Consider the following 16,557-nt stretch of genomic DNA (forward strand, 5'->3'; position numbering starts at 1 on the left):
CTGCCAAGGGGCAAGCTATTCCAGATGCGCAATGATAGAGCGCAGCGTGGGAATCCCGTCGCCCTTTTCGGACGAGGTCAGCACGATTTCAGGGAAGGCGGCAGGGTGTTTCGACAGCGCTCCGCGTACCTGATCCAGAACCTTTTCGCGCTCGTTGGCTTTGACCTTGTCGGCCTTGGTCATCACGCATTGAAAGGTCACGGCGCTGGTGTCCAGGAGCTTCATGATCTCGGCATCGACAGGCTTCACCCCGTGGCGCGAGTCGATCAGAACAAAGGCCCTGCGCAGTGTTTGACGTCCGCTCAGGTATTGTTTCAGCAGCCGCTGCCATTTTTCGACAACCTTGACCGGCGCATTGGCATAGCCATAGCCGGGCAGGTCGACCAGATACAACTCGGGGCCTTGGGTGAAAAAGTTGATCTCTTGCGTGCGGCCCGGCGTGTTCGAGGCACGCGCCAATCCCTTGGTGCCGGTCAGCGCGTTGATCAGGCTGGACTTGCCCACATTCGAACGCCCGGCAAAACACACCTCTAGCCGGTCTGGCGCGGGTAAGCCGTTCATGGCGACCACGCCTTTGACAAACTCGGATTCGCCGGCAAACAGTTTGCGGCCACGCTCTTGCGCGAACTCATCCGGTGTTTCGGCTAAGGGAAAGGGCAGGGTGGTCATAGCAGTTGAACCTTGTCACCGGTTTTGACCTCGCCACCCCTTATCACCTCGGCGTAAACACCGAAATCCTGATGATCCCAGGTATTGAGCGCCGCCAAAGTATCGGCATCACGCGCACCTGTATCGGGGTTGGCAGTCGTCGCAAGGCATCGGGTGATACGCTCGCGGACATGCAACACAGCCTGCCCGATCTGTACTTCGCGGCCCAGCCATTCGAATTCTTCCCACAGGGGCAGCCCGTCGAACCAAATATTGCCGCGCCAGCGTACTGGAGAAAGTTCTTGCCCCAACTTCTGCTCGACCGCGCGATGCGTGGCCATGTTGCACAGGCTAATCGAAGGGAAATCGCTGTCCGTCATCCCTCGTCCAGGCACTCGGACGATGCGGGCCGAGGCCGCACGATCCGCAGGCATCAGCGGCTTGACCCAATCCAGAAAGGCATCTTGTTGCGTGGCGGGCTGAAAGTGCAGCTCGGGTCGTTCGGGATGGGTCAGTGTGACCGTATCACCTTTGGTACGGGCCGAGATTGCCATCAGCGACGGTGCTTTGGCACCGCGGCTGAAATTGACACAAGGTGCCCATTCGGTTCCATCCGTTTTCGACGCTTCGTGCGCGACGGCCCAAACACGATCCCCGGGCATGGTTTGCCCGGGGTTCAAAGTGACGGTCTGCACGGCCTCGCGGCCATGGCTTTTGATCGGATGTCGCCAGAGGTTGGTTACTTCACCTGTCATTTGTCATCCGTCTTCGGTGTTCGTTTGAAGCTTGACTTTATGTTTCCGAACACGTCCGGCTTGTAGCCCTGGCTGCGCATGATCAGGTATTGCTGGGTAAATGTAATCGTGTTGTTCGCAATCCAGTAGACCACCAGGCCACTGGCAAAGCTGCCAAGCATGAACATAAAGACCCACGGCATCCACGCAAAGATCATCGCCTGGGTCGCGTCAGTTGGTGCCGGGTTCAGCTTTTGCTGCAGCCACATTGAAACACCCAGCAACAGCGGCAGAATACCGATGAAGATCAGCGCCATCAGTGTATCGGGCTGCGGACCGGCCCACGGTAGCCAGCCAAAGAAGTTCAGTATCGAGGTTGGGTCGGGCGCGCTGAGGTCCTGGAATGGTCCAAACCACGGGGCCTGACGCAGTTCGATCGTGACAAAGATCACCTTATACAGCGAGAAGAAGATCGGAATCTGCATCAGGATCGGCAAACAACCTGCGGCGGGGTTCACCTTTTCCTTCTTGTACAGCTCCATCATGCCTTGCTGCATCTTCTGGCGGTCGTCACCAGCGGCCTCTTTCAGGGCTTCCATCTGCGGCTGCAGTTCTTTCATCTTCGCCATCGAGACGTAGGATTTGAATGCCAGCGGGAAGAGGATCGCCTTGATGATCAGGGTCAGGCCGATAATAGACCAGCCCATGTTGCCGATCAGAACGTTGATGTTGTGCAGCAGCCAGAAGATCGGCTTGGTCAGGAAATAGAACCAGCCCCAGTCGATGCTATCGATAAACTTCTGTACGCCTTCGGCTTGATACTCACGGATGGTTTCCCATTCCTTCGCGCCTGCGAACAGTTGGGTGGTCACTTCTTCTGTCGCGCCGGGGGCGACGGTCAGTGTGGGCAGGACTGTCTCGGTCTGATAAATCTTGCGGCGGGCGTCGTATTTCGCAGCAGCCTTGAAGGTCGCACCTTCTTCGGGGATCAGAGTGGTCATCCAGTAGTGATCAGTGAAGCCGACCCAGCCGCCTTCCTTGACCTGAAACACCTCGGCCTGAGCGCGTTCGTTCGGGTCGATGTCAAAGTCGCGGACGTCGCCATAGTCGATCTCGTCCAGCACGCCGTCGGCCATAACCATGACCCCTTCGTGGAGGATGAAGAAATTCTTCAGGTCGGGCAGGTCACCGTCTTCACCGATGCCGTGGCGGGCCAGAATGCCATAGGGGGCCATGCCCACCTCGGCCTGCGTGTTGTTTTCCACCGATTGGGTGACGTCGAACATATAGTTTTCGTCCACCGAGATTGTGCGGCGGAAGGTCAGGCCGTTGCCATTGTCCCATTTCAGCGTGACCGGCGTGTCGACGCCCAACGTCTCACCGCTTTCCAAAGTCCACAACGTGTTCGGGCCCGGGACATCGGTGCCTGCAACACCTGCGCCAGGTGCCCAGCCGTACAGCGCATAATAGGCCGATTCCGATCCGACCGGGGACAGCAGTTCCACAATCGGCGCGCCTTCTTCGATCGAGACTTTGTAATCCTTCAGGAATAGCTCATCGATGCGGCCACCTGACAGGGAGAGGCTGCCCTCCAGACGAGGTGTGTCGATCACAATGCGTGGTGCTTCGGCATCGGGCAGCGTTTCTTCTGCAGCAGCTGTCGCCTCACCGGTCGTGCCGGCGTTTGTGGCGCTGGGCGTCTGAACCTCGGTCGCGTCGGTGGCGCTGATTTCAGCCTGATCGGGCAGCGCGGTTTGTTCCGGCGGTGGGAACAGCACGAACCAAACAAGGATCACGAGAAAGCTGAGCGCGGTTGCGAGGATGAGATTCTTATTCTGATCGTCCATCTGGGACAGCCACCTTAAGCAGTGAAACACACCCGGTGGGTTCAACAGAGTGCAGCCCCAAAGGTCAAGCGGATTCGCCCGTCAAACCGTCGCGGATTGGGTTTTTCATGCGGAATTGGCCGATCAAGAGCCAGTTTGCCGCCCTATCTTGGGAACTCCATTCACCTTGTTCTGATGCGCTGCGATCCAGTCCAGCGTTTTTTCGAATGGCATGGGTTTTCCGATCCCAAAACCCTGAACGTGATCGCATCCCAACTGGGCCATCAATGCATGCTCTCCCGGAGTTTCCACACCTTCAGCCAGAGTTTCCAAATTCAGCCGTTCCGCCATTGTGAGAATGGCACTGACCATTTGCTGCTGGCTGGCGTCCTTGTCCGCCTTTGTCACGAAAGAACGATCAATCTTGATGCGCGAGACGTCAAAACGTTTGATCGACGCGATCGAGGCATGACCTGTACCGAAATCGTCAAGGTCAATGCAACAGCCCAGCTTTGACATACTTGTCACGTTGCGGGTGATCACGTCATCCGGTCTGCGAGAAAACACTGTCTCAAGCACTTCGACGGCCAATCTGTCCGGGGTCAGATCATTCTGATCCAACTCCCATTTTAGCCGATCAATGAGTGTAGGATCCCGTAACTCGTCCGATGAAAAGTTGATCCCGATCCGCGGCACTATAACCCCGGCGCGATCCCATTTTTGCATCGCTGTGAACGCGTGGTGGCGCATGGCCTGACCAAACCGTTCCATCAGCTCGGCCTGCTCAGCGAAGGGTAAGAAGATATTCGGACCCAGCACGCCCTTTTGCGGATGCTCCCACCGGGCCAGCGCCTCGAATCCGGTCACGCGTCCCGTATCGGTCGAGACTTGCGGTTGGAACCATGGACGGATTTCTCCGCTGTCCAGAGCCGCGTCGAACTCTTTACGTAAATTTGCACGAATGCGCGATCGACGACGCGTTTCGTTGGAATAAGCGCGTATGGTCGAGGGCCCATTTCTTTGCGCCTCTTCCAGCGCGGATGAGGCTGCGTCGATCCAAGTTTCGAATCCGTCGTCGCGTAAATAGGTTAGCAAGCTGAACCCGATCGAGCATGAGACGTAGATTCCAGAACCATTGAGGGTCAAGGGCTCTTCAATGGCAGATTGGATACGACCGGACATCTGAATGCAAGCCTCAAGGTCAAGGTGCTTTGACGGCCGCAACCCGATGGCAATCTTGTGCGGGTCCAGCTGCGTGGCAACATCCTGCGCACGGATGGCAGATAAAACGCGGGCACAGAATTGTTCTGCCATATGGTTGGCCGCCGCATTCCCGTGCAGATCAATAAACTCGTCGAAGTTGTCCAAAGCGACGATCAGGCAGGCGGATTCTTCGCGGACATTGCGCGCCGTTTGATAGAACCCCTCGATTTCCGAGGCGAAACTGCCAATAGATTTAAGGCCGTTGGCTTCGCTTCGGTCTGCGTGTGACTTAGCAGTATCTGCAGCCGTCAGGATGATTGCTACTAGAACCGGTAGGGACAGGGCCACGATGACCAGGGCGCGTTCCCCGCCGATCCAGAAGGCAGCGAGGCTGATCGCAGGGATGAAAGCCAAGGCCTGAGGGCCGCTGAGTACGGTTGTCAGGACATTCAGAACTCTGCTGACAGAGATATTTTTCCACATCAGATTACGGGCCTTTTTCTTGGGCGTCGCACGCTGTGGTCAACCCTAGAAAAGCAATCTGATTCAGACGTTAACGCAGATGTGGAATTTCGTCAGCAATTTTGCCTTTTTCGCCGGGTTCTAAAGAAAGCCCTGCGAAATCAAACAATTTTGGGTCCAAAAGATGAGACGGCCGCGCGTTTGTCAGAGCGCGGAACATCACTTGTCGCCGACCGGGGCTGTTCTTTTCCCACTGGTCGATAATCTGTTTCACCTGCTGACGCTGCAACCCGTCCTGACTGCCGCACAGATCGCAGGGGATGATTGGGTAGCTCATTGCGTTGGCGAATTTCTCGCAATCGGCTTCGGCCACATGTGCCAGAGGGCGGAAGACGAACAGGTCACCTTCTTCATTCACCAGTTTCGGCGGCATCGTGGCCAGACGTCCGCCGTGGAACAGGTTCATGAAGAACGTCTCGAGGATGTCGTCGCGGTGGTGCCCCAAAACGACGGCGGAACAGCCTTCCTCACGCGCAATACGATAGAGATTGCCACGGCGCAGACGCGAGCAAAGTGCACAATAGGTGCGGCCCTGTGGTACCTTGTCCATCACGACAGAATAGGTGTCTTGATATTCGATCCGGTGGGGTACGCCCATCCGGTCCAGAAACTCGGGCAGGACGGTGGCGGGAAAGCCGGGTTGGCCTTGATCCAGATTGCAGGCCAGCAGATCGACGGGCAGAAGGCCCCGCCATTTCAGCTCATACAGCACTGCCAGCAGGGTGTAGCTGTCCTTGCCGCCCGACAGACAGACCAACCAGCGTGGAGGCTTGCCGTCTTTGTCATGGGCCGACGGGTCCACCATCCCGTAGTGTTCGATGGCTTCGCGGGTCTGGCGCACGATGCGCTTGCGCAGCTTCTTGAACTCGGTGGTCGAGGGCGCGCCGGCAAAGAGCGGGTGGATATCGTCAGCTTCGTCAAACATGCGCAGCCCCTACAATAGTTGGCGCAACCGGGCAAGGGTGACGCTTAGCCCAGCCGTGCGAGCAAGGCATCTGTGTCTAGCCCCCGGACCGATCCGGGCACCCGCCCGTTGTCGCCTGTCAGGCGCGTCGCGATGAACCCGTCGGCCACGGCGGATGGGGCGTTGCGCAACAGGAGCGAAGCCGTCAGCAACAGAGCGGTGCGTTCAGCAAACCAGCGCGCCTCGGGTTCAGAGGGCAGGCCGGGCCATTGGGCGCGATAGGCTTGCAGTGCCGCGTCATAAGCGCGGTCTGTGCCGCGCGCGATCTCCAGTTCGGCCTGCAAAACCTCGGAGGCCAAAGGCTCGCGCGCCAGCGTTCGCAGGATATCAAGGCAGATCACATTGCCCGACCCCTCCCAAATGCCATTCAGGGGTGCCTCGCGGTAGAGAAGGGGAAGGGGCGTATCTTCGACGTACCCCATGCCGCCCAGAACCTCCATCGCTTCGACTACGACCACGGGACAGCGTTTGTTGTTGAGGAACTTGGCCAGCGCCACGCTGATGCGGGCAAAGGCGCGGTTCTCGGGGGTTTGCCCGTCAAAGGCCTGTGCGACGCGCATCCCGAGGGTCAGCGCGCCCTCCCAATCCAGAATCAGATCACTCAGAACGGCGCACATCAGGGGTTGGTCGATCAGGCGGCGTTGAAAGGCACTGCGGTGACAGACCCAGTGATGCGCCGAGGACAGGGCCGCGCGCATCAGCCCGGCGGGGGCCATCGCGGTATCAAGCCGTGTGTGATGCACCATCTCGAGGATCGTGCGAATGCCCGCGCCCTCGTCTCCCAGCTGATAGGCCAGAGCGTCGTGATATTCGATCTCGGCCGAGGCGTTGGCGCGATTGCCCAGCTTGTCTTTCAGGCGCATCAGATGGATGGCGTTGCGCTCGCCCTCCAGCCAGCGTGGCACAAGGAAACAAGTCAGCCCGCCCGGGGCCTGCGCCAGCGTCAGGAACCCATCCGACATCGGGGCCGAGCAGAACCATTTATGCCCGCGCAAGCGCCACTGATCACCGTCCCGTACGGCCGTGGTGGTATTGGCGCGGATGTCTGAGCCTCCCTGTTTTTCGGTCATCGCCATGCCCAGCGTGGCGCCGTGTTTCTGCGCTATGGGCTGGATTGCAGGATCGTAAGTATGCGCGGTCAGTTTGGGCACCCAGCGCTGGGCAATATTGGCGTCGGCTTTTAACACAGGCACCGCCGCATAGGTCATTGTCAGAGGGCAGCAGTGGCCGGGCTCGATCTGGCTGGCCATATAGACCATTGCAGCATGGGTTGCATGACCGCCGGGCTGACTATCCCACGGCAGCGCGGCGTATCCGGCGCTTTGGCTCAGCAGTATCAACTGGTGATAGGCGGGGTGAAACCGCACTTCGTCCAACCGCCGCCCTCCGGTATCGAACAGGCGTAGTTCCGGGGCATTCCGGTTCGCATCGCGCGCGGCCTCTTGGGTTTGGGCTGTTCCCAGAGCACGCCCATAGGCCGCCAGCGGGTCAACGCGCCCCTTCGCGCGGTTCACGCACCCTTGCAGTACCGGGTCCGAAGTCCAGAGGTCGATATCGCCGCGCTCGGGCGGTTGGTTCAGAACGTCATGTGTCGGCAGGGTGTCGCGGGCGCGTGTGGTCATGGGCCGAGTGTCAGGCCGGGGTCGCGCGCGGTCAACCCTCGTCGGTATCGTCGGGCACCGGGTCATAGCCCGTGCCACCCCACGGATGGCATCGGCCAATGCGGCGCGCGGTCAGCCATGCGCCCTTGATGGCGCCGTGCTTTTCCAACGCCTCCAACGCATAGGCAGAACAGGTGGGTTGATAGCGGCAATTATGCCCGACCCAAGGGCTGAAGATCAGACGGTATGCCTTGACGGGCAGGGCAAAGACACGCGCCAGCAGGGTCATTTCCGTTCACTATGGATTTTGCGCAGCGCATAGCGCAGATCGCCCAGCAGCGCCTCAAAGGCGCGATCCGCCGTGACCTCGGCCCGGCCAATCAGGACGTAATCCCAGCCGTCGTGACCCTGAACCGGCAGAACGGCGCGCGCAGCCTCGCGTAGACGGCGTTTGGCGCGATTGCGGGCGACGGCATTTCCGACTTTCTTAGAACAGGTAAAGCCTACGCGAATCCCCGATGCTTCGTCCGGGGCGCGTTTACGGGCCTGCACCATCATCGACGACGTCCCCTGCCGCCGCGCGCGGGCGGCCTTCAGGAAATCGGATCGCTTTTTGAGGATGATCAAAGGTTCAGACACACAAACGGACGCCGCCGGAGGCTTGCTGGGTTGGTGTGAACCATCCTCAGGGGCCTCCGGCGGCGTCATGTTCATAACCTGAAGGGTCGAGCGGCTTACGCGCTCAACGACTTGCGGCCGCGTGCGCGACGTGCGTTCAGGATTTTGCGGCCGGCCTTGGTGGCCATGCGCGCGCGGAAACCGTGGCGGCGTTTGCGAACCAGGTTCGAAGGCTGATAGGTGCGTTTCATCGCTCCGTCTCCAATCTATAGCGGTCGGGTGCGGCGCAGATTCGCCTTGCCCTAGTGTTCGAAGCCCGTCCTCTACTGGGTGGCGGGGGGTAAGTCAAACCCCTAGGTGGGGGTTTTGCCGCCTTTTGCAACAATTCTGTAACCGCCACAGTTGAAAAGTTTCAATTTGACGGTTTTGCCGCCTGAAACCCTCACATTCCCTACCGTAAACATCAAGGCGGCGTGAGGCCCCTGTTGCAGCGCTGCGCGACGTCGCATGTTGAGCGTAGATGAAACGCACAAAACCGGACACAGACATGAGCGATACAACTCAGGCCCCCCGTAGCGGGCTTGCGCGCCATATTCCATTGTTGGTGATTCTTGCCGTAGCCGTGGCGGGGTTCTTCACTTTGGGCGACTACCTGACCTTTGAGACCCTGCGCGACAATCGCGAGTCCCTGCTGGCGTGGCGGGATGCGAATTATTGGGCCATGGCAGGTGCATTCGTGGCGATCTATATCGTGATCGTCGCATTCTCATTGCCCGGTGCCGCCGTGGCTTCGATGACAGGCGGGTTCCTGTTTGGCCTGTTTGCGGGTACCGTGTTCAACGTTTTCGCGGCCACCATCGGCGCATCGGCGATCTTTCTGGCGGCGCGCTGGGGGTTAGGAGAGTCTCTGACAGCGAAACTGGAATCCTCGGAAGGAACGGTCAAAAAGCTGAAGGACGGGCTTCGCGAGAACGAAATCTCGGTCCTGTTCCTGTTGCGCCTTGTACCGGTGGTGCCTTTCTTTGTTGCAAATCTGGTGCCGGCACTGGTGGGGGTGAAGTTCCGTAACTTCCTGTTTACCACCGCGCTGGGCATTATTCCGGGCGGTATCGTCTATACTTGGATCGGCGTTGGCCTGGGTGGTGTGTTCGATCGGGGCGAAACACCGGATGTGTCCTTGTTGTGGGAGCCGTTCGTGATTGGGCCTATCATTGGCTTGTGTGTATTGGCGGCATTGCCCATCGTTATCAAAGCTGTGCGCGGCAAAAAGGACGCCTGATCTTATGCAAGAATTGAAGACGGATATCCTGGTGATCGGCGCCGGGTCGGGTGGCCTGTCGGTTGCGGCCGGGGCCAGCCAGATGGGCGCGGATGTGATCCTGCTGGAGGGTCACAAGATGGGTGGAGACTGCCTGAACTTTGGTTGCGTGCCTTCGAAGGCGCTGATCGCCAGCGGTAAGGCGGCTTATGGGCAGGCGCATTCATCCGCGCTGGGCGTGGCCGATGTGGTGCCGCAGGTGGACTATGCCGCCGCCAAGGATCACGTGCATGATGTGATCGCGCAGATTGAGCCGATGGACAGTCAGGAACGGTTCGAAGGTTTCGGCGTCAAAGTGATCCGCGAATATGGTCACTTCGTGTCGCCCACGCAGGTGCAGGCGGGCGATCATCTGATCACCGCGCGCCGGGTGGTGATTGCGACCGGCTCGTCGCCGTTGGTGCCGCCGATCCCCGGTCTGGATCAGGTGCCGTATTGTACCAACGAGACGATCTTCGATCTGCGCGACAAACCCGAGCATCTGCTGATCATCGGCGGCGGCCCGATCGGAATGGAGATGGCGCAGGCCCATATCCGTCTGGGCTGCAAAGTCACCGTGATCGAGGGGATGCAGGCGCTGGGCAAGGACGACCCCGAGGCGGCAGAGATCGTGCTGGACTCGTTGCGCGCCGAAGGTGTCGAGATTCACGAGCAAGCTATGGTCGCACAGATTCGCGGCGCGGACGGCAAGGTCGAGGTTGTGACCGAGACCGGCCAGATCTACTCGGGCTCGCACCTGTTGTTGGCCGCGGGGCGCAAAGCCAATACTGACCGGTTGAACCTTGAGGCGGCGGGGATCGAACCTATGCGCACCGGTATCAAGGTGGATGACTCGCTGCGCACCACAAATAAGAAAGTCTATGCCATCGGCGATGTCGCGGGTGGGCTGCAATTCACTCATGTCGCGGGCTATCACGCGGGCATCATCATCCGGTCTGCGCTGTTTAGTCTGCCCTCCAAGGCGAAAACCGCGCATATACCATGGGCCACCTATACCGATCCCGAATTGGCGCAGGTTGGTCTGACCGAGGCGCAGGCACTCGCGCAGCACGGTGACAAGGTGGAATTCGCGCGCTTTGATTATCACCACAACGACCGCGCCATATCTGAGCGCAAGACGAAAGGCTTCATTAAGGTCATGGTCGTAAAAGGGCGCCCGGTGGGTGCGACAATCGTGGGCCATCAGGCGGGTGAGTTGATCAACTTGTGGTCTCTGGCATTGGCCAATAACCTAAAGATGGGACAGATAGCCGCGATGGTTTCGCCCTATCCGACGATCGGAGAGCTTAACAAACGCGTGGCAGGTGCCTATTTCTCGCCAAGGCTGTTTGAGAATCAGACAGTTAAACGAGTGGTCAGGTTCGTCCAGCGCTGGATGCCCTGACCGGGAGGAGAGTGCAAAGTGAACTCGCTGTCGGGCCGATTTCTGATCCTGACCACGGTCTTCGTCATGTTGGCCGAGATCCTGATCTTTGTCCCCTCGATTGCGCGGTTCCGCGAGGACTTTCTGCTCAACCGGCTTGAACGCGCCCAAATTGCGTCGCTGGCGCTGCTGGCAGATGACATGCTAGCCGATGATCTTGAGGCCGAACTGCTGGCCAATGCGGGCGTCTATAACGTCGTACTGCGGCGCGATGAGGTGCGGCAACTGATGCTGTCCTCGCCAATCCCCCAACAGATCATCAAGACATTTGATCTGCGTGACGCGACCCCCTGGGTTTTGATCCGCGACGCCGTGGCGCGCCTGTTCACGCCGGAAAACGAGATCATCCGAGTGATCGGAGAGCCTGTCAAAGGGGCGGGGTTGTTGATTGAGGTGACCACTGACAGCAAGCCGTTACACATGGCGATGACAGATTACGGCCTGCGGATACTTGGCCTGTCCTTTGTAATCTCAATTATTACTGCGTTTTTCTTGTTCCTTGCCGTGCGGGTGGTTCTGGTTCGTCCGATTAAGGGTGTCGTCGGATACATGCAGCGCTACGCAGGTGCGCCCGAAGACGCGCGGGGGATCATTTCCCCCAACTCCAAGGTAACCGAGCTGCGCGAGGCGGAAGAGGCGCTGCAACAGTTGCAGACCGAACTGACCCAGGCTCTGAAGCAACGCGAGCGCCTTGCTCAACTTGGTGGTGCGGTGGCCAAAGTCAGCCACGACCTGCGGAATATCCTGACGTCGGCTCAGTTGTTCACGGACAGGATCGAATCCAGTGATGACCCACTTGTGCGCCGTATGGCTCCTAAACTGGTGAATTCGATTACCCGTGCTGTCTCTCTCTGTGAAGGGACGCTCGCGTTTGGTCGGGCTGAGGAACCTGCGCCGACTTTGACGATGGTCCCCTTGCATACTATCGCCGATGACGTCGTAGCCAGCGAACAGCTGGCTGTGGCGGACGCCTGCGTTGAGATCCGAAACGACTTGCCCGAAGATTTGGTTGCGCGAGCAGACCCAGAACAGATTTTCCGAGTCATAATGAACCTAGTCCGCAACGCCCGTCAGGCACTTGTGGCGTCGGGCAAGCCCGGGAAAATCACGATTTCGGGCTGTGAGTACGAGAACAGCTGGTGCGTCGAGGTCAAAGATACCGGTCCCGGTCTTCCGCCCAAGGCCCGTGAAAACCTGTTTACACCATTTCAGGGGGGCGTGCGCAAAGGAGGGTCGGGGCTTGGTCTGGCGATTTCGCAGGAGCTGGTGCGCGGACACGGTGGAGATCTGCTGTTATCCAAAACCGGACCGATGGGAACGACCTTTGAAATCCGTCTCCCGCGGGGCGACGTGACTTTTTGATTTTTTTTTGCAGAATCGGCTTGCACGTATCTAACGCCGGGTCTAAACACCGCCTCACCAACGCGGACCGATAGCTCAGCTGGATAGAGTACTTGACTACGAATCAAGGGGTCGGGGGTTCGAATCCTCCTCGGTCCGCCACTAAATCAACAACTTAGATTGTGGCGGTTGACTCTTAGGCCTTGCGGGCGAGACAGGAGCGAGACAAAGGCGCTTGTTTTACCCAGGCTCAAGCTGAGTTCTTGGTACATGAGTTAGTGGTTTGGTCGGAAACTACTTGTACTGGATAGTTGGCCTTCCTATGCGATTTACACGCTTTTCGAGCACGTCTAGGAATCCCGGATCATAGCTTCCGCTTACGTGGTTAAGCGAGGCCGCGTTTCTCCCCATGCAAGGATTGACCAAAGAAATGGCTGCGCACTCCGTTGATAGTAGAAAGGTGCACACAATACTGGAAGCGGCTCTACAAAGCAGTTTTCCCAGGCCGGCTACTGGAATCACGACCCACTAGGAGAACGGATGCGCCGTTTCGCCTTTCGAGTGTGCTTTTGACGCATCAAAGACAAACAGGAAAATGTGCCTGCCGCTCGATCTCTACCAGCCCAGATCGCATTGAGTGCTGCAGGGCTCCAATATAGCAGCCCGGAAAACACGATTTGGGTTATTGGAAGGTATTTCGTCTCCCGGTTTCATGTCGAGACTTTTGTATTCTACGTGGGCGGTGGTGAGCCTTCATCCCTACCACGATGCCGCCTGTCCATGATCCAATAAACTCGGGAAAAATCCTTTGCTTGTCACCTGAAAGACAAGCCATTAACCCTAGCAACTGTGTTTCTTCGCAGTATCGACGATAAATTAATAATGACTCTGATGATCGTTTGCTGATTTCATCAATTCTGGAATGCAGATTATACGATGCTATCCAAATCAGATTACATGATGTTTCTCAGGCACCCCGCCTGGCTCTGGATCAAGAAACACGCCAGGCATCTGCTGCCGCCGATTGACCCTTCATTGCAAGCGCGTTTTGACGAGGGGCACGCGTTTGAGCCATATGCTGAGGAGCTATTTGGTGATCTCGTTCGCCTCGGTTTTTCAGATTTTTCTGAATACCAGGCTCTGCCCGCGCGTACTTTGAAGGCTTGGAGAAACGGTGCAAACGCAGTGGCGCAGGGACGCTATGAAGATGGAACCATAACTTGCATCTCCGACATCGTGAGCCGCAGTGGCGATGGGTACGTTCTGACAGAGATCAAGAGCGGGACATCTGCAAAGCCCGAACACACTTTTGATCTCGCATTCCAGCGTGTCGTGCTTGAGGCAGCGGGGTTCCCCATTGCGCGCTGCGAAGTGGCACATGTGAACCGTGATTACGTCAGAAACGGCGAAATCAATCCGCAAGAGCTTGTCAGCATCACTGACATCACGGATGCGGTGACTGAGCAGCTCGAAAAAACACGCACGCGTATCGATCAGGCATTGAGCTTCGTTGCCAGCGGTACGATGCCTGATCCGTCCCCCGAACGTGCGCGCCTTAAATCCTATGGTGAATGGCTGGAGATCCGCGAAAAACTCGACCCACCTCTCGCGCATGACAGTATCCACCGCCTTCCGTTCATGAATGCGGAAAAAGCCTCGGAACTCATCGCAAATGGGATCACAAAGATTGACGAGATCAGTGATCCATCTGTGTTGGGCAAGTCGACACAGCGCTACTTGAGAGCAGTGGCGAACGGTGAACGCACAATCGATCATCAGGAGTTAAGCAGGTTTCTGAGCGAGATTGTCTATCCGGTTTATTACTTTGACTACGAGACGTCTCAGAGTTTGCTGCCACCCTGGGACGGAACGCGTCCCTATCAGCAAGTGGCTTTCCAGTATTCCTTGCATATCCAGCATGAGCCTGGCGGAGAAATTGAGCACAGGGAGTATCTCCACCGAGACGCCAGTAACCCAATGCCAGCCTTGCTGAAAAGGCTTCGTGAGGACATGGGAGACGTTGGCTCCGTTGTGGTTTGGTATGCGCCGTTCGAGAAATCGCGCAATACGGAAATGGCGGAAACTTATCCAGAGCATGCAGAGTTTCTAGAAGACTTAAACGCCCGCGTTGTAGATCTGATGAAGCCGTTTGCGGATGAAGTGATCAACGATCCCACGTTCAAGGGAAGCGCCTCTATCAAGGCCGTTCTTCCAGCGTTTTTGCCAGAACTTTCATATGATGATCTGGACATCAAAGAGGGGGCGAGCGCGTCTCGCCTTTGGAAGGACGTAACACTGACGGAACCGGATGATTCAGCGCGCGAGAAGGTCTATGCTGATCTTGTTGCGTATTGCACGCGTGACACATGGGCGATGGTCGCAATTCATCGGGAATTGCTGGCGATGTGAGGTTTAGTGACTATCGTTTATTTCCTCTCTGTAAGATGGTACGCATCCTCCACCAAGCGGCCAAACTCTCCATTTTCTCAATGCTTTGGCGCAGTCCGCTTCTCCGTCTGGTAGTTTTTTCACCTCATGGCTTGCTTCGTATTCTGCAATCGCCTGTTTTTCCGCTTGGGTTAGTTTAGCCATTGTTCTGCACCTGTTAGAACTTAGAAAGGGATGTCGTCATCCAGATTATGCATTGGTGAGTCAGCGGGCTTAGGCCAGCCGCTCACTAGGTCCGATTGATGAATGCCTCCGCTCAGCACTTTCATCTCGCCTCGAAATTTTCGGAGAACTATCTCGATGGTGTGCACGGTCTGACCTTCAACATTTTTCCAGGTACGTGTCTCAATCGCTCCCTCGACATACACTTTCGTACCTTTGGTTAGCCGCCGTTTGGCTAGGTCCACCAAGTATTCGTCTCGTAGAACGATTTGATGCCACTGCGTCACCTCTCGCCACGCGCTGGTTTTCTTGTCTTTCCAGCTTGAATTCGTGGCGAGCGAAAACCGACAAATGGATTCGCCATTGTCGAAGATCTTGACCTCTGGCTTTGCACCCAGATTTCCGATGAGAATTGCTTTGTTACTTGATGACATTTTTTCCTCCTGGAACATACTTGTCCCCTGACGACGCAGAGCGCCGCCCTTGAAATACTTCAGTGAATTCGTTGTAGGTTTTGGGCTTAGCGCAAGTTGCGCTTGCGCTTGGCCACCCTGCTACGACGCTTGTGCGCGCGCAACGTGCGCTCAGAACAATGATAGCAAGTGACTACGCCCCCGGATGGTGACACGATCACTCGCAGCTTGCATGCTTCATCAAGGACAGGTTGGTCTGCCATTTCCGCAACCAATTCTCTCGCCACTTTTCTGCTCAGCCTGTAGCCATAACAGCCGTCACGTGTGTCAGATTCGTCCCCGAATTTGAGCAGCAGCAAAAGCGCTTTGCTTGTTATACAGCGTTGAGCAGCACGTTGTTTTGCGTGTTTTGTGAGGGCAATTGGATTTGAGCGTGAGTGGTTCATCCTTCATCCCCTTCCTCAAAAAGCAAATCCTCGAATGTTGCTGCTGCTTTTGGGTCCCTGTCTTTCAAACGCTCAATGAATTTCTTCATGTCGGCCTTGGGCGGCAAGTTGTCCTTCAGCCACTTTAACCTTTCATCGGTGCGGTTCTCGTTCCACAAATCTCTGTGCATCAAGTCGAGCCTAATCTTACCGTCTGCTATTGCAGTCGCGAGCTCTTTGTCTCCGCAGGTCAATTCAAGGAGAGCAGTTTCGTCGACAACAAAGTCCTTGCTTCCAGGACATTCACCCAGAGGAGTAAACCGAGTTCTAGAAGAACCACCTGCTAAATAGTCAATGCAATTCGCGAACGGGTTACCAATTCCAATGCAGTCTAAGTAGTCTCCGGTTTCACTATCCGTTCCAAATATCAGTCCGCTTTCCGCAAACGCCAGTTCAACCGCGACATGTTGTACAGAACTTGGATCAATCGGGTAGCGTTGGCTCGCCTTCTCGAGTTCGCTGGCCTCTTGCCTTGCAAGCGTGTCAGAAAACTTTGCGATTGCCGCGAACATTATGGGTGCCAACTCGATTACTTCCGTCTGGCTTACGCCGTAACGGTTCTTCAAGATTTGATAAGCATTATGGGAAGCCACAGACAGCCTGGCGCTCACTTGAATCTTACCAGCACTTTGCTCTTCCAGCCGAGGGTCGAGTTTTTCGGGTTCGATATTTAGTTTGGACGCAATTGTCCTGATGTCTTCCTCTCCAGGTTGGTTCTGCCCAGACAACCACCTCCTGACAGTTCGGATATTTTTTCCAGTCCAGTCTTCAATAAGAGACTGCGTGAGTTTTCTGCTCTTTAGTGTTTCTTTTAGCAGCTTGTGGTCGAGTGCCATACATTGTCCTTTGCT

At 56.8% G+C, this 16,557-nt stretch carries 16 protein-coding genes and 1 tRNA gene; 5 read left to right on the forward strand and 12 right to left on the reverse strand.

Annotated features, from left to right (window positions below; translation table 11 throughout):
- Positions 1-15: 15 nt before the first annotated feature.
- The 9 genes from yihA to rpmH all read right to left on the reverse strand — a co-directional run bounded on the left by yihA (position 16) and on the right by rpmH (position 8,367).
- On the reverse strand, positions 16-669 hold the full coding sequence (gene yihA / locus GOW48_RS18400) for a ribosome biogenesis GTP-binding protein YihA/YsxC (RefSeq protein ID WP_170356657.1): 654 nt from the start codon (positions 667-669) through the stop codon (positions 16-18).
- The gene (locus GOW48_RS18405) at positions 666-1,403 is read right to left on the reverse strand and encodes an MOSC domain-containing protein (RefSeq protein WP_170755593.1); all 738 of its coding nucleotides are present in this window, start codon (positions 1,401-1,403) and stop codon (positions 666-668) included. Before GOW48_RS18405 ends, yihA begins: the two co-directional genes overlap by 4 nt.
- Positions 1,400-3,229 (reverse strand): membrane protein insertase YidC, encoded by a 1,830-nt coding sequence (yidC, locus tag GOW48_RS18410; RefSeq protein ID WP_170356655.1) that lies wholly within the window; start codon positions 3,227-3,229, stop codon positions 1,400-1,402. Before yidC ends, GOW48_RS18405 begins: the two co-directional genes overlap by 4 nt.
- A 123-nt stretch (positions 3,230-3,352) precedes the next feature.
- Complete coding sequence (locus tag GOW48_RS18415; RefSeq protein WP_170755594.1) at positions 3,353-4,894, reverse strand: putative bifunctional diguanylate cyclase/phosphodiesterase; 1,542 nt, start codon at positions 4,892-4,894, stop codon at positions 3,353-3,355.
- Between the two features lie 70 nt (positions 4,895-4,964).
- Positions 4,965-5,858: a tRNA 2-thiocytidine(32) synthetase TtcA gene (ttcA, locus tag GOW48_RS18420; RefSeq protein ID WP_170755595.1), complete on the reverse strand. Its 894-nt coding sequence runs from the start codon at positions 5,856-5,858 to the stop codon at positions 4,965-4,967.
- Positions 5,859-5,902: 44 nt separating this feature from the next.
- On the reverse strand, positions 5,903-7,519 hold the full coding sequence (locus GOW48_RS18425; protein ID WP_170755596.1) for an acyl-CoA dehydrogenase family protein: 1,617 nt from the start codon (positions 7,517-7,519) through the stop codon (positions 5,903-5,905).
- A gap of 31 nt (positions 7,520-7,550) precedes the next feature.
- Positions 7,551-7,787, reverse strand: coding sequence for a membrane protein insertion efficiency factor YidD (yidD, locus tag GOW48_RS18430; protein WP_170356651.1), 237 nt, complete (start codon positions 7,785-7,787; stop codon positions 7,551-7,553).
- Positions 7,784-8,206 (reverse strand): ribonuclease P protein component, encoded by a 423-nt coding sequence (rnpA, locus tag GOW48_RS18435; RefSeq protein ID WP_170755597.1) that lies wholly within the window; start codon positions 8,204-8,206, stop codon positions 7,784-7,786. The genes yidD and rnpA overlap by 4 nt, the downstream gene beginning before the upstream one ends.
- Positions 8,207-8,232: 26 nt before the next feature.
- Entirely contained in the window at positions 8,233-8,367 is a 135-nt protein-coding gene (gene rpmH, locus GOW48_RS18440; RefSeq protein WP_005980833.1) for a 50S ribosomal protein L34, read from the reverse strand.
- 296 nt (positions 8,368-8,663) lie between these two features.
- Between rpmH and GOW48_RS18445 the strand changes: the two genes are divergently transcribed.
- The 5 genes from GOW48_RS18445 (at position 8,664) to GOW48_RS18465 (ending at position 14,607) form a co-directional block, all read left to right on the forward strand.
- On the forward strand, positions 8,664-9,395 hold the full coding sequence (locus GOW48_RS18445; RefSeq protein WP_170356702.1) for a TVP38/TMEM64 family protein: 732 nt from the start codon (positions 8,664-8,666) through the stop codon (positions 9,393-9,395).
- Between the two features lie 4 nt (positions 9,396-9,399).
- A complete protein-coding gene (locus tag GOW48_RS18450; protein ID WP_170755598.1) occupies positions 9,400-10,818 on the forward strand; it encodes a dihydrolipoyl dehydrogenase family protein in 1,419 nt (472 codons plus the stop codon).
- An 18-nt stretch (positions 10,819-10,836) separates the two neighbouring features.
- A complete protein-coding gene (locus GOW48_RS18455) occupies positions 10,837-12,219 on the forward strand; it encodes a sensor histidine kinase (protein ID WP_331251833.1) in 1,383 nt (460 codons plus the stop codon).
- A 64-nt stretch (positions 12,220-12,283) separates the two neighbouring features.
- Positions 12,284-12,360 (forward strand) — tRNA-Arg (locus GOW48_RS18460).
- Between the two features lie 774 nt (positions 12,361-13,134).
- Positions 13,135-14,607 carry a DUF2779 domain-containing protein gene (locus GOW48_RS18465; protein WP_214648676.1) on the forward strand — a complete coding sequence of 491 codons (1,473 nt, stop codon included), beginning with the start codon at positions 13,135-13,137 and terminating at the stop codon, positions 14,605-14,607.
- A gap of 3 nt (positions 14,608-14,610) precedes the next feature.
- Here the strand turns inward: GOW48_RS18465 and GOW48_RS18470 are convergent, their stop codons facing one another.
- The 3 genes from GOW48_RS18470 to GOW48_RS18480 form a co-directional block, all read right to left on the reverse strand.
- Positions 14,611-14,790: a hypothetical protein gene (locus GOW48_RS18470; protein WP_170755600.1), complete on the reverse strand. Its 180-nt coding sequence runs from the start codon at positions 14,788-14,790 to the stop codon at positions 14,611-14,613.
- Between the two features lie 20 nt (positions 14,791-14,810).
- Positions 14,811-15,260, reverse strand: a complete 450-nt coding sequence (ssb, locus tag GOW48_RS18475; protein ID WP_170755601.1) for a single-stranded DNA-binding protein — start codon at positions 15,258-15,260, stop codon at positions 14,811-14,813.
- 403 nt (positions 15,261-15,663) lie between these two features.
- On the reverse strand, positions 15,664-16,542 hold the full coding sequence (locus GOW48_RS18480; protein ID WP_170755602.1) for a helix-turn-helix domain-containing protein: 879 nt from the start codon (positions 16,540-16,542) through the stop codon (positions 15,664-15,666).
- Positions 16,543-16,557 lie beyond the last annotated feature (15 nt).

The organism is Ruegeria lacuscaerulensis (assembly GCF_013033355.1).
GTDB lineage: Bacteria > Pseudomonadota > Alphaproteobacteria > Rhodobacterales > Rhodobacteraceae > Ruegeria > Ruegeria lacuscaerulensis_A.

Excerpts from the sequence above, each read along its gene's own strand:
- GOW48_RS18465 (WP_214648676.1), top strand. The coding sequence starts at position 13,135 with ATGCTATCCAAATCAGATTACATGATGTTTCTCAGGCACCCCGCCTGG.
- yidC (WP_170356655.1), bottom strand. The coding sequence starts at position 3,229 with ATGGACGATCAGAATAAGAATCTCATCCTCGCAACCGCGCTCAGCTTT.
- GOW48_RS18425 (WP_170755596.1), bottom strand. The coding sequence starts at position 7,519 with ATGACCACACGCGCCCGCGACACCCTGCCGACACATGACGTTCTGAAC.
- GOW48_RS18450 (WP_170755598.1), top strand. The coding sequence starts at position 9,400 with ATGCAAGAATTGAAGACGGATATCCTGGTGATCGGCGCCGGGTCGGGT.
- GOW48_RS18470 (WP_170755600.1), bottom strand. The coding sequence starts at position 14,790 with ATGGCTAAACTAACCCAAGCGGAAAAACAGGCGATTGCAGAATACGAA.
- rnpA (WP_170755597.1), bottom strand. The coding sequence starts at position 8,206 with ATGACGCCGCCGGAGGCCCCTGAGGATGGTTCACACCAACCCAGCAAG.
- ttcA (WP_170755595.1), bottom strand. The coding sequence starts at position 5,858 with ATGTTTGACGAAGCTGACGATATCCACCCGCTCTTTGCCGGCGCGCCC.
- yidD (WP_170356651.1), bottom strand. The coding sequence starts at position 7,787 with ATGACCCTGCTGGCGCGTGTCTTTGCCCTGCCCGTCAAGGCATACCGT.
- ssb (WP_170755601.1), bottom strand. The coding sequence starts at position 15,260 with ATGTTCCAGGAGGAAAAAATGTCATCAAGTAACAAAGCAATTCTCATC.
- rpmH (WP_005980833.1), bottom strand. The coding sequence starts at position 8,367 with ATGAAACGCACCTATCAGCCTTCGAACCTGGTTCGCAAACGCCGCCAC.
- GOW48_RS18405 (WP_170755593.1), bottom strand. The coding sequence starts at position 1,403 with ATGACAGGTGAAGTAACCAACCTCTGGCGACATCCGATCAAAAGCCAT.
- GOW48_RS18415 (WP_170755594.1), bottom strand. The coding sequence starts at position 4,894 with ATGTGGAAAAATATCTCTGTCAGCAGAGTTCTGAATGTCCTGACAACC.
- GOW48_RS18480 (WP_170755602.1), bottom strand. The coding sequence starts at position 16,542 with ATGGCACTCGACCACAAGCTGCTAAAAGAAACACTAAAGAGCAGAAAA.
- GOW48_RS18445 (WP_170356702.1), top strand. The coding sequence starts at position 8,664 with ATGAGCGATACAACTCAGGCCCCCCGTAGCGGGCTTGCGCGCCATATT.
- yihA (WP_170356657.1), bottom strand. The coding sequence starts at position 669 with ATGACCACCCTGCCCTTTCCCTTAGCCGAAACACCGGATGAGTTCGCG.